Raw genomic sequence first — 12692 nt, forward strand, 5'->3', positions numbered from 1 at the left:
TTAGCTCTCCTTCGGCGGCGCATTGTCGCTGATGTAATTAGCCAGCTTGCAGTACTGCTCTACGGAAATATTTTCCGCACGCATTGCCGGGTCGATGCCCAACTCAGCTAATACGTCAACGGTAAACAGATTGCCAAGGCTGTTACGAATCGTTTTACGGCGCTGGTTAAAGGCTTCTGTCGTGATACGGCTCAGCACGCGCAGGTCTTTGACCGGGTACGGCATCGTTTTATGTGGCACCAGGCGCACAACCGCAGAATCTACCTTTGGCGGTGGCGTGAATGCGGAAGGCGGTACTTCTAATACCGGGATCACGTTGCAGTAATATTGCGCCATCACGCTTAAACGACCATACGCTTTACTGTTCGGCCCTGCAACCAGACGGTTAACGACCTCTTTTTGCAACATGAAGTGCATGTCGGCAATGGCATCAGTATAGCTAAACAGATGGAACATCAGCGGGGTGGAGATGTTGTACGGCAGGTTACCGAACACGCGCAGCGGCTGTCCCATTTTTTCTGACAGTTCGCCAAAGTTCATGGTCATCGCATCCTGCTGATAAATCGTCAGCTTCGGCCCGAGGAACGGGTGCGTTTGCAGACGCGCGGCCAGATCGCGGTCGAGTTCGATAACGGTCAGTTCGTCGAGGCGTTCGCCTACCGGCTCGGTCAGCGCGGCAAGACCCGGGCCGATTTCGACCATGGCCTGACCTTTCTGCGGATTAATGGCAGAAACGATACTGTCGATCACAAACTGATCGTTGAGGAAGTTTTGCCCGAAGCGTTTACGGGCTAAGTGGCCCTGATGGACTCGATTAGTCATTGAGTATTAACAATCATTTTGATGGCGAGATTAAGCGCCGTAATAAAACTGCCGACATCCGCTTTTCCCTGGCCTGCCAGATCCAGCGCAGTACCGTGGTCAACGGACGTTCGAATAAAGGGTAAACCGAGGGTGATATTCACCCCGCGGCCAAAGCCCTGGTATTTTAGCACGGGCAGACCCTGATCGTGGTACATCGCGAGTACGGCGTCGGCATTATCCAGGTATTTGGGCTGGAAAAGGGTGTCGGCAGGCAGAGGCCCGCTGAGGTTCATCCCCTTCGCCCGCATCTCCTCAAGCACCGGAATGATGATGTCGATCTCTTCGGTGCCCATATGTCCGCCCTCACCCGCGTGCGGATTCAGGCCGCAAACCAGCACATGCGGCTGCGGAATGCCGAATTTGGTTTGCAGATCGTGATGCAAAATGCCAATGATCTCACGCAGGAGTTCAGGCGTAATGGCATCCGGAATGGCTTTGATCGGCAGGTGCGTTGTTACCAGCGCAACGCGCATTGCTTCGGTTGCCAGCATCATCACCACTTTCGGGCTGTGCGAACGCTCTTCGAAAAATTCGGTATGCCCGGTAAACGGAATGCCCGCGTCATTGATCACGCCTTTATGCACCGGACCGGTGATCAGGGCGGCAAATTCGCCCTGAAGGCAACCGTCACAGGCGCGCGCCAGCGTCTCGACAACGTAGTGGCCGTTTTCGGTGTGTAACTCACCGGGGACAACAGGCGCACGGAGCGGAACAGAAAGCAGGGTGAGAGTACCCGCCTGCTGCGGTGCGGGCTGTTGGCCTTCAACGTAAGGGAGGAGCGTTAAAGGCAGACCGAGCAAAGCTGCCCGGTCTTGTAACAGTGTTGCATCTGCGCAGACAACCAACTCTACCGGCCAGCTGCGCTGGGCGAGCTGAACCACAAGGTCAGGCCCAATCCCGGCGGGTTCGCCGGGGGTGATCACAACACGATGCGGTTTCATCAGTTGCTCAACACTTTCACGTAAGCGCTGGCGCGTTGTTCCTGCATCCAGGTTGCGGCTTCTTCAGAGAACTTACGGTTAAACAGCATGCGATACGCACGGTCTTTCTGCGCCGCGTCGGTTTTATCCACGTTGCGCGTGTCCATCAGCTGGATCAGATGCCAGCCGAAGGAGGAGTGCACCGGCGCGCTCATCTGGCCTTTATTCAGCTTCATTAACGCATCGCGGAAAGCCGGATCGTAAATATCCGCTGCCGCCCAACCCAGGTCACCGCCCTGGTTTGCAGAGCCAGGATCCTGAGAGAACTCTTTTGCCGCTTTATCGAAGGTGGTTTTACCGCTCTTGATGTCTGCGGCGATCTGTTCCAGCTTCGCACGGGCCTGATCGTCAGTCATGATCGGAGACGGCTTAAGCAGGATATGACGGGCATGCACTTCGGTAACCGAAATGTTCTGGCTCTGGCCGCGCAGGTCGTTCACTTTCAGAATGTGGAAGCCCACACCGGAACGGATTGGACCGACGATGTCGCCTTTCTTCGCCGTGCTCAGCGCCTGGGCAAACAGGGATGGCAGCTCCTGAATACGGCCCCAGCCCATCTGGCCGCCTTTCAGCGCCTGCTGGTCAGCGGAATAGGTGATCGCCAGCTTGCCGAAGTCATCGCCATTACGCGCCTGCTCAACGATAGCGCGCGCCTGGCTTTCCGCCTCAGCCGCCTGATCGGAGGTTGGGTTTTCCGGCAGTGGGATCAGGATGTGGCTCAGGTTAAGCTCGGTGCTGGCATCATTCTGATTCCCTACCTGTTTTGCCAGGGCATCCACTTCCTGAGGCAGGATGGTGACGCGGCGACGGACTTCATTGTTACGCACTTCTGAAATCAGCATCTCTTTACGGATCTGATTACGGTAGGTGGCATAGCTGATGCCGTCATAGGCCAGGCGGCTACGCATCTGATCCGGGGTAATGTTGTTCTGCTTTGCAATGTTGGCGATCGCCTGATCGAGCTGCTCGTCAGAGATCGTCACGCCCATTTTCTGGCCCATCTGAAGAACAATCTGATCCATGATCAGACGCTCCAGGATCTGGTGGCGCAGCGTAGCGTCATCCGGAAGCTGTTGACCTGCTTCGCCCGAGTTGAGCTTTACAGATTTCATCAAACCGTCAACGTCACTTTCAAGCACGACGCCGTTGTTAACCACAGCCGCGACTTTATCGACAACCTGTGGGGCCGCGAAGCTGGTATTCGCAACCATAGCGACACCGAGTAGCAGCGTTTTCCAGTTCTTCATACTTTTTCCATTTCAATTAACCGCAAAGCGGATTACGTTGTAAATCAAGCACATTACAATGAACTACGATACGGCAGAATGTTCGAGCGCAGCATCTGCTGCGTGCCCAGACCGTAGTTAGAACTCAGGCCGCGCAACTCGATATTAAAGCCGATCACGTTATCATATTTGCCCTGACTGTTTTGCGTATCCCAGCCGTTAAGTTTGCGTTCGTAACCGACACGTATTGCGTAACAGCAGGAGTTGTATTGCAGACCCAGCATCTGGTCAGCAGGTTTTTGGGCATTCGTGTCATAGTAGTAGGCCCCGACGACTGACCAACGATCGGCGATCGGCCAGCTCGCGGCGGTACCCACCTGTGAAATACCGTCTTTGTATTGGTCTGTATTCGCATAGTTTGGCAGCGTCGCCTGGATATACTCCGGGCTGGCGTAACGGTACGTCAACTGCAACATGCGGTCTTCATCACGACGGTATTCGATGGCTGCGCTGCCCGTCGCGATATTGTCCAGTCGTGTATCGTACTGAACACCACCGCGCAGACCCCAACGATCCGTCATGCGCCAGTAGGTGTCGCCCGCCCATACCAGTGAGCCCGTTTTGTTGTCTTTCTCCCAGTTAATGTCGTCATCACCGGTACGAGACTCGGTGAAATAGTAGATTTGACCAACAGAAACGTTAAAACGTTCAACGGCAGCATCATCATATACGCGCGTTGTGACGCCAGTCGTTAACTGGTTAGCAGACGCAATACGGTCAAGCCCGCCGTAGGTACGGTCACGGAACAGGCCGCTGTAGTCTGATTGCAGGAAGGAAGAGTCGTAGTTTTGAATTTTGCTCTGATCGCGATAAGGCACATACAGATACTGCATACGCGGCTCAAGCGTCTGGGTGTATCCATCGGCGAGAAGGCCCATATCACGTTCGAAGATCAGCTTCCCGTCCATTTTGAATTGCGGAAGCGTACGGTTTACCGACTCTTCAAGATCGGTGCCATAGCGTTTGTTATACCAGTCCAGATTTTTCTGCTGGTAGTGGGTGGCCATCAGCTTAGCTTCGGTATTCAGGCTCGCCCAGTCGTTTGACCACGGCAGATTGATCGTCGGCTCGATATGCAGACGCGTTGATTCCGGCATATCCGAGTTGGTGTTGACGAAATGGACCGCCTGAGCATAAACGCGCGTGTCGAAAGGACCCACATCGTTCTGGTACCAGTTCACGTCCAGCTGCGGCTCGGCACCATAGGTACTACGCGATTGTGTATCAAATACCTGGAACTGTTTGGTCGACACCGTCGCGTCAAAGTTCTCAATGGCGTAGCCCACGCTGAATTTCTGCGTGGCGTAACCGTCGGTACTGGAGCCGTATTTAGAATCAAAGTCGTTGAAGTAATACGGATCGCTGACTTTGGTGTAGTCGATGTTGAAACGCCACACCTGATCCAATACCCCGGCGTGCTTCCAGTAGTACATCCAGCGGTGCTTATCACCTTCGCTCGGATGCTCGTCCTGGAACACCTTATCTGATGGCAGATAATCAAATTCCATCAGACCCGCGCCCGCCTTGGTCAGATAGCGGAATTCGTTCTCCCACATGATGTTACCGCGCTTATGGATATAGTGCGGCGTGATCGTGGCGTCCATGTTGGGCGCAATGTTCCAGTAGTACGGCAGGTAGAACTCAAAGTAGTTCGACGTGCTGTACTTGGCGTTCGGGATCAGGAAACCTGAACGACGTTTGTCACCCACAGGCAGTTGCAGGTAAGGGCTATAGAAAATGGGCACCGGGCCGAGTTTAAAACGGGCGTTCCAGATCTCTGCAACCTGTTCTTCACGGTCGTGGATCACTTCACTGCCCACAACGCTCCAGGTATTTGACCCTGGCAAACAGGAGGTAAACGTGCCGTTTTCGAGAATGGTGTAGCGGTTTTCGCCGCGCTGCTTCATCAGGTCCGCGGTACCGCGCCCCTGACGACCGACCATCTGGTAATCACCTTCCCAGACGTTGGTGTCTTTGGTATTCAGATTCGACCAGGCTTTCGGACCTTTCAGGATGACCTGATTGTCGTCATAGTGCACATTACCCAGCGCATCCACCGTACGGACAGGCGCCTGAGCACCTTCCGGTTGCTTCTGGTGCAATTGCACTTCGTCAGCAAGCAGGCGACTGTTTCCCTGGTTAATATCGACATTGCCCGTAAAGGTCGCATTGTCAGGATAATTACCTTTTGCGCTGTCGGCATTAATGGTGACGGGTAAGTCATTCGTATCGCCTTTCACCAGTGGGCGATTGTAACTTGGGACGCCAAGCATACACTGCGAGGCGAGATCGGCTGCGAGCCCCTGTTGGCTATACAGGGCGGTGCCAATCATTGTGGCCAGAAGGGTGGGGATACGTTTTTTCATACGTTGTATTTTATTGTTCCGTCATCAGTGGCTACGGCTTACAAACGCTCAGAGACTATCTTACTCATCAGCGCAGTACCAGCGTTAATCCTGCCCGTTTGCGCGCCAGAGTGTTAGGCTCGCTATCGAATGACGAGTATGATAATGCAAATTATAGGCGATGTCCCTCAATTGACCGTGGCGCGACCACTGTAATGATGGCGTTGCGTCGGCCAGGAACATGACCATTCGGGGAGTATATGCAGTATTGGGGTAAAATAATCGGCGTTGCGTTCGCAATTATTATGGGTGCCGGATTCTGGGGTGTCGTTCTTGGCCTCATTATCGGCCATATGTTTGATAAAGCACGCAGCCGTAAAATGGCCTGGTTTGCCAACCAGCGCGAGCGCCAGTCACTCTTTTTCTCCACCACCTTCGAGGTGATGGGGCACTTAACCAAATCAAAAGGACGCGTAACGGAAGCCGATATTCAGGTGGCCAGCGTCTTTATGGATCGCATGAATCTGCACGGCGAATCCCGCATCGCGGCGCAGAATGCGTTCCGGATTGGTAAATCAGATCACTACCCGCTGCGTGAAAAAATGCGGCAGTTCCGTAGCATCTGTTTCGGGCGTTTTGATTTAATTCGGATGTTTCTGGAAATTCAAATCCAGGCCGCCTTCGCGGATGGCTCTCTGCATCCGAATGAACGGGACGTCCTGTATGTGATTGCTGAAGAGTTGGGCATTTCCCGCATGCAGTTCGATCAGTTCCTGCGCATGATGCAGGGCGGCGCGCACTTTGGCGGCGGTTATCAGCAGCAATCGTCCGGCGGCGGCTGGCAGCAGGCGCAGCGTGGCCCTACGCTTGAAGATGCCTGTAACGTCCTCGGCGTGAAGCCGTCTGACGATGTTACGACCATCAAACGCGCCTATCGTAAGCTGATGAGCGAGCACCATCCGGATAAGCTGGTGGCGAAAGGCCTGCCGCCAGAGATGATGGAGATGGCGAAACAGAAAGCGCAGGAAATCCAGAAAGCCTACGAGCTAATTAAAGAGCAGAAAGGTTTTAAATAAAAAAATGGCCCGACAGTGTCGGGCCATTTTTTCAGAAGTCCACCGGGGCTTTGAACGTCATGGCGTTGCCGAAAGCAGGGTGGGTGATGGTGAGCGTCTGCGCATGCAGTTGCAGGCGCGGCGCTAACGCCAGCGCTTCCGGCGGCGCATAGAATCTGTCCCCCAGAATGGGGTGACCCATCGCAAGCATATGCACACGCAGCTGGTGGGAGCGCCCGGTAATCGGCTTCAGCAGGACGCGCGCGGTGTTATCCGGCGCGTACTCCAGCACTTCATACTCGGTTTGCGCGGCCTTGCCGGTTTCGTAACACACCTTCTGCTTTGGCCGGTTCGGCCAGTCGCAAATCAGCGGTAAATCCACCAGCCCTTCCGCCTGCGCCGGATGGCCCCAGACGCGCGCGACATACTGTTTCTTCGGCTCGCGCTCGCGGAACTGACGCTTCAGCTCGCGTTCTGCCGCTTTATTCAGAGCCACCACAATCACGCCGCTGGTCGCCATATCCAGACGATGGACCGACTCGGCCTGGGGATAATCACGCTGGATACGCGTCATCACGCTGTCTTTATGCTCTTCCAGACGCCCCGGCACGGATAACAAGCCGCTCGGCTTGTTAACCACCATAATGTGCTCGTCCTGATACAGAATGACCAGCCACGGATCCATCGGGGGATTGTAGGGCTCCATTACCATCTTGCGCTCCGCTTACTGATGCGTCACAACGATAAGACGCAGGGCGTCGAGACGCCATCCCGCCTGATTCAGGCTTTCCAGCACCTGCTGGCGGTTGCTCTCAATGGCGGCCAGCTCATCGTCACGAATGTTAGGGTTCACTGCTTTCAACGCTTCCAGACGCGACAGCTCGGCAGAAAGCTTCTCATCGGCTTCGCTACGCGCCGCATCGATCAGCACTCTGGCCGCTTTTTCGGCCTGGGCTTCACCCAGTTGCAGAATGGCATGCACGTCCTGCTGCACCGCATTCACCAGCTTACTGCCGGTATGGCGGTTCACCGCGCTCAGCTGACGGTTGAAGCTTTCAAACTCCACCTGGCCGGCCAGGTTCGTACCGTTTTTATCCAGCAGCAGACGCACCGGAGTTGGCGGCAGGAAGCGGTTAAGCTGAAGCTGTTTCGGCGCCTGCGCTTCCACAACGTAGATCAGCTCCACCAGCAGCGTGCCCACAGGCAAGGCTTTGTTCTTCAACAGGGAGATGGTGCTGCTGCCGGTATCGCCGGAGAGGATCAGATCCAGACCGTTGCGGATCAGCGGGTGCTCCCAGGTGATGAACTGTGCATCTTCGCGGGAAAGCGCCACATCACGCTCAAAGGTGATGGTGCAGCCGTCTTCCGGCAGGCCCGGGAAATCCGGCACCAGCATATGATCGGACGGGGTCAGCACGATCATGTTCTCGCCGCGATCGTCCTGGTTAATGCCGACGATGTCGAACAGGTTCATGGAGAAGCTGATCAGGCTGGTGTCATCGTCCTGTTCTTCGATACTTTCGGCCAGCTGCTGCGCTTTTTCACCGCCGTTGGAGTGGATCTCCAGCAGGCGATCGCGACCCTGCTCCAGCTGAGCTTTCAACGCGTCGTGCTTCTCTCGACAGGATTTGATCAGCTCATCAAAGCCCTCGGTGTTTTCCGGCGCCGCGAGGTAACCGATCAGATCGCTATGCACCTGGTCATAAATGGTGCGGCCCGTCGGGCAGGTATGTTCAAACGCATCCAGGCCTTCGTGGTACCAGCGAACCAGAACGGACTGGGCGGTTTTCTCCAGATACGGAACGTGGATCTGAATATCGTGCGCCTGACCGATACGATCCAGACGGCCGATTCGCTGCTCCAGCAGATCCGGGTTAAACGGCAGATCGAACATCACCAGATTGCTGGCGAACTGGAAGTTACGGCCTTCAGAACCGATTTCGGAGCACAGCAGAACCTGCGCGCCGCTGTCCTCTTCACTAAACCACGCCGCAGCGCGGTCGCGCTCGATAATAGACATGCCTTCATGGAACACGGCGGCGCGAATACCTTCGCGCTCGCGCAGCACTTGTTCAAGTTGCAGGGCGGTGGCTGCCTTGGCGCAGATCACCAGCACCTTCCGGGAACGGTGCGCGGTCAGATAACCCATTAACCACTCCACGCGCGGATCGAAGTTCCACCAGGTGCCAGTGTCGCCTTCAAATTCCTGATAAATTTGCTCCGGGTAGAGCATATCGCGCGCGCGATCTTCCGCTGATTTACGGGTGCCCATAATGCCGGAGACTTTAATCGCCGTCTGGTACTGGGTCGGCAGCGGCAGTTTGATGGTGTGCAGCTCGCGTTTCGGGAAGCCTTTCACGCCGTTACGAGTGTTGCGGAACAGCACGCGGCTGGTGCCGTGACGGTCCATCAGCATGTCGATCAGCTCTTTACGCGCAGATCCCGCATTATCGCTGTCGCTGTTCGCGGCCTGAAGCAGCGGCTCAATATCCTGCTCGCCGATCAGATCGCTGAGGGTGTTAAGTTCATCATTAGAGAGACGATTACCGGCCAGCAGCAGCGCAACGGCGTCCGCCACCGGACGGTAGTTTTTCTGCTCTTCAACAAACTGCTCAAAATCGTGGAATCGGTTCGGATCGAGCAGGCGCAGACGGGCGAAGTGGCTCTCAAGACCCAGCTGCTCCGGGGTGGCGGTCAGAAGCAGAACGCCCGGTACGCGCTCGGCAAGCTGCTCAATCGCCATGTATTCACGGCTTGGCGCATCTTCGCTCCAGACGAGGTGGTGCGCTTCGTCGACGACCATCAGATCCCATTCTGCGTCGCACAGGTGCTCCAGGCGCTGCTTGCTGCGGCGTACGAAGTCCAGGGAGCAGATCACCAGCTGTTCGGTTTCAAACGGGTTGTCCGCGTCGTGCTGGGCTTCGGCATAGCGCTCGTCGTCGAACAGGGAGAAGCGCAGGTTAAAGCGGCGCAGCATCTCGACCAGCCACTGGTGTTGCAGCGTTTCCGGCACCACAATCAGCACGCGCTCGGCAGCGCCAGAGAGCAGCTGCTGGTGCAGGATCATGCCTGCTTCGATGGTTTTACCCAGGCCCACTTCGTCAGCCAGCAGCACGCGAGGCGCATGGCGACGGCCCACGTCATGGGCGATATTCAGCTGATGGGGAATAAGGCTGGTACGCTGGCCGCGCAGGCCGCTCCACGGCATGCGGTACTGTTCACTCTGGAACTTACGCGCGCGGTAGCGCAGGGAGAAGCGATCCATTCGGTCGATTTGCCCGGCAAACAGACGGTCCTGCGGCTTGCTGAAAACCAGTTTGCTGTCGAGCAGCACTTCACGCAGGATAACATTCGTCTCGTCGGTATCAAGACGCGTTCCAATGTAGGCGAGCAGTCCATTCTCTTCTTTTACGTCTTCAACCTTCAGCTGCCAGCCTTCGTGGCTGGTCACGGTGTCGCCCGGATTGAACATTACGCGGGTAACAGGGGAGTCATTGCGAGCGTACAGGCGGTTTTCACCGGTAGCAGGGAAAAGGAGGGTAACCATGCGCGCATCGACGGCAACGACGGTTCCTAATCCAAGTTCGCTTTCTGTATCGCTGATCCAGCGTTGACCAAGTGTAAAAGGCATAGTTGTTTGGCTCTAATCTTTAATTGCAGGCAATAGTTCGACCCCGTCAAAAAAGACGGTCATCGAAAAATGGGTCCGGGAATGGAAAGGGCGCTATGGTACTGGATGGCAACGGTTTCGTCACGCGTCAAAATAGCCCAAGTTGTCCTGTCACTAGTGTAGCAAAGTCGTCATTGATGAACGGTAAAATTCCCTCCGCAACCGGCTGAAGCTGGCGGGTCAGGTAGTGATCGTAATCGAGCGGAGACTGCTGGTAATCAACGGGTTCCGGGCCGTTAGTTGTCCAGACGTATTTGATCGTACCCCGGTTCTGATACTGCGGCGCACGGCCCCGGCGAACATTCTCTTCATCCGCCAGCCGCGCGGCGCGTACGTGGGGAGGAACGTTACGTTGATATTCGGCCAGCGGGCGGCGCAGGCGCTTGCGATACACCAGCTGGTCATCCAGTTCACCCGCCATCAGGCTGGCGATGGTGTCGCGCACGTAGTCCTGATACGGCTCGTTGCGAAACACCCGCAGGTAGAGCGTCTGCTGGAACTGCTGCGCCAGTGGCGTCCAGTCGGTGCGCACCGTCTCCAGCCCTTTAAACACCATCCGCTGCGTGTCACCTTCCTGAATCAGCCCGGCGTAGCGCTTCTTGCTGCCCTGGTCGGTTCCGCGAATGGTCGGCATTAAAAAGCGGGCAAAATGGGTTTCAAACTCCAGCTCTAACGCGCTGGTTAACCGCTCTTTTTGCAAATTTTCGCGCCACCAGTCGTTCACGTAGGCGACCAGTTCTTTGCCGATGCGCGCGGCGTCGTCTTCTGAATGGGCCGCTTTCAGCCAGACAAAGGTGGAGTCGGTATCGCCATAAATAACGTCATAGCCCCGGGATTCAATCAGCGCTTTGGTCTGGCGCATAATGTCGTGCCCGCGCATGGTGATGGAAGACGCCAGCCGGGGATCAAAGAAGCGGCAGGCGCTGGTACCCAGCACGCCGTAAAAGGCGTTCATAATGATTTTCAGCGCCTGTGAGAGCGGCTTGTTGCCGTGGCGTTTCGCCTCGTCGCGGCCGTGCCAGATGTTTCCCACAATTTCGGGCAGGCAGTGTTTTTTCCGCGAGAAGCGAGCTCCAAGAAACCCTTCGGTGCTGTGCGCATCGTCTGGCTGGGCCATCCCCTCCACCAGCCCCACCGGATCAATCAGAAACGTGCGGATAATTGACGGGTACAGGCTTTTATAATCCAGCACCAGTACCGAGTCATACAGTCCGGGCCGTGAATCCATCACGTAACCGCCGGGGCTGGCCTGCGGCGGCACGTCGCCGAGATTAGGGGCGACATAGCCCGCCCGGTGCATCCGCGGGAAATAGAGGTGGCTGAAGGCCGCTACCGAGCCGCCGTGCCTGTCGACCGCGAGACCGTTCACCGTTGCGCGTTCCAGCAGGAACGGCATGATCTCGGTTTTGTGGAAGATCTGCGTCACCAGCTCGCAATCTTTCAGGTTATAGGTAGCGAGCGCCGGTTTATCCTCGTTAAAGCGCCGGTCGATCTCGTCCATTCGGTCCCAGGGATTGTCGATGGATTTACCTTCGCCGAGCAGTTCCTGGGCGACCGCTTCCAGCGAGAAGGAAGAGAAGTTCCAGAAGGCGGATTTCAGTGCCTCGATGCCGTCGATAATCAGGCGACCATTGGCCTGTGCAAAGAATACGCCGTTCTTAAAACCGTGCTCACGCCACTCCAGCTCGCTGTTGCCGCGCCCCAGAATCAGCGGGATACGGTAACGCTCGGCATGTTTTTGCAGCACGCGCAGGTCAAACTGCACCACGTTCCAGCCGATCAGCACGTCCGGGTCGTGCTCGGCAAACCACTGGTTAAGCTTCTCCAGCAGTTGCGGGCGGCTGTTGACGTACTCCAGATTAAAATCCAGCGCGGACGCATCGCCGTTCGGCGGCCCGAGCATATAGACAACCCGCTGCCCACAGCCTTCCAGACCAATGCAGTACAGTTCGCCGTGGCGGGTGGTTTCAATATCCAGCGACACCCACTTTAGCGGCGGGCGATAGTGCGGATTAGGCTTCAGGCGCGCGTTAACGATCCTGCCGTTTTGCGCGGTGCCATCTACCCAGACGGGGGCGGTGATAAACCGCTCCATCAGAAAGCGTTCAGGCGGGCGAATGTCGGCCTCGTAAAGCGTCACGCCTGCTTCACGAAGCAGCTTTTCATAGCGCATCAACTGGCGATGGGCGCGGCAGTAGAGGCCGTAAACCGGCTGGCGGTGGAAATCTTTCAGTTGGAGCGGCGTAAGGCGCCAGTTGTTTTCGCCGCGTAGCAGTTGTTTCACTTTCTCGACGTGAGCTTCAGGAATAAAGGCCACGGACTCCTGCGGCGGGAGCGTAACGTTTAGTGGGCCGTTGTCCGTTGCCAGCCAGAATTCAACCTCAGTACCCTGAGGGGTATCCCGCCAGTGTCTGGTCAGTAAAAAGCCTTCTTGCGCCTGCGTCACGCCGATATCCCATAAAACAAAACCAGGCCTGATTATAGCCTGGTTG

At 56.2% G+C, this 12692-nt stretch carries 8 protein-coding genes; 1 reads left to right on the plus strand and 7 read right to left on the minus strand.

Going from position 1 to position 12692, the window contains the following annotated elements; genetic code table 11:
- From rsmA to lptD, 4 genes are read right to left on the minus strand one after another with little or no spacing between them, the layout of a single operon-like run.
- Nucleotides 1–822: a 16S rRNA (adenine(1518)-N(6)/adenine(1519)-N(6))-dimethyltransferase RsmA gene (gene rsmA / locus ACJTMZ_RS12420; RefSeq protein ID WP_003856423.1), complete on the minus strand. Its 822-nt coding sequence runs from the start codon at nt 820–822 to the stop codon at nt 1–3.
- Nucleotides 819–1805: a 4-hydroxythreonine-4-phosphate dehydrogenase PdxA gene (gene pdxA / locus ACJTMZ_RS12425; RefSeq protein WP_032620901.1), complete on the minus strand. Its 987-nt coding sequence runs from the start codon at nt 1803–1805 to the stop codon at nt 819–821. Before pdxA ends, rsmA begins: the two co-directional genes overlap by 4 nt.
- Complete coding sequence (gene surA, locus ACJTMZ_RS12430; RefSeq protein WP_017383803.1) at nt 1805–3091, minus strand: peptidylprolyl isomerase SurA; 1287 nt, start codon at nt 3089–3091, stop codon at nt 1805–1807. The genes pdxA and surA overlap by 1 nt, the downstream gene beginning before the upstream one ends.
- A 53-nt stretch (nt 3092–3144) precedes the next feature.
- Complete coding sequence (lptD, locus tag ACJTMZ_RS12435; protein WP_017383802.1) at nt 3145–5496, minus strand: LPS assembly protein LptD; 2352 nt, start codon at nt 5494–5496, stop codon at nt 3145–3147.
- Nucleotides 5497–5735: 239 nt separating this feature from the next.
- Between lptD and djlA the strand changes: the two genes are divergently transcribed.
- Nucleotides 5736–6551 (plus strand): co-chaperone DjlA, encoded by an 816-nt coding sequence (gene djlA / locus ACJTMZ_RS12440; protein WP_015572652.1) that lies wholly within the window; start codon nt 5736–5738, stop codon nt 6549–6551.
- 31 nt (nt 6552–6582) lie between these two features.
- Here the strand turns inward: djlA and rluA are convergent, their stop codons facing one another.
- From rluA to polB, 3 genes are all read right to left on the minus strand, one after another.
- Complete coding sequence (rluA, locus tag ACJTMZ_RS12445; protein WP_003856412.1) at nt 6583–7242, minus strand: bifunctional tRNA pseudouridine(32) synthase/23S rRNA pseudouridine(746) synthase RluA; 660 nt, start codon at nt 7240–7242, stop codon at nt 6583–6585.
- A 12-nt stretch (nt 7243–7254) separates the two neighbouring features.
- Nucleotides 7255–10161, minus strand: coding sequence for an RNA polymerase-associated protein RapA (gene rapA, locus ACJTMZ_RS12450; protein WP_015572654.1), 2907 nt, complete (start codon nt 10159–10161; stop codon nt 7255–7257).
- 127 nt (nt 10162–10288) lie between these two features.
- On the minus strand, nt 10289–12646 hold the full coding sequence (gene polB, locus ACJTMZ_RS12455) for a DNA polymerase II (protein WP_023303069.1): 2358 nt from the start codon (nt 12644–12646) through the stop codon (nt 10289–10291).
- Between the last annotated feature and the right edge of the window lie 46 nt (nt 12647–12692).

It is taken from the genome of Enterobacter sp. DN (assembly GCF_046054285.1).
Taxonomy (GTDB): domain Bacteria; phylum Pseudomonadota; class Gammaproteobacteria; order Enterobacterales; family Enterobacteriaceae; genus Enterobacter; species Enterobacter hormaechei_C.

Excerpts from the sequence above, each read along its gene's own strand:
- rsmA (WP_003856423.1), bottom strand. The coding sequence starts at position 822 with ATGACTAATCGAGTCCATCAGGGCCACTTAGCCCGTAAACGCTTCGGG.
- pdxA (WP_032620901.1), bottom strand. The coding sequence starts at position 1,805 with ATGAAACCGCATCGTGTTGTGATCACCCCCGGCGAACCCGCCGGGATT.
- surA (WP_017383803.1), bottom strand. The coding sequence starts at position 3,091 with ATGAAGAACTGGAAAACGCTGCTACTCGGTGTCGCTATGGTTGCGAAT.
- lptD (WP_017383802.1), bottom strand. The coding sequence starts at position 5,496 with ATGAAAAAACGTATCCCCACCCTTCTGGCCACAATGATTGGCACCGCC.
- djlA (WP_015572652.1), top strand. The coding sequence starts at position 5,736 with ATGCAGTATTGGGGTAAAATAATCGGCGTTGCGTTCGCAATTATTATG.
- rluA (WP_003856412.1), bottom strand. The coding sequence starts at position 7,242 with ATGGTAATGGAGCCCTACAATCCCCCGATGGATCCGTGGCTGGTCATT.
- rapA (WP_015572654.1), bottom strand. The coding sequence starts at position 10,161 with ATGCCTTTTACACTTGGTCAACGCTGGATCAGCGATACAGAAAGCGAA.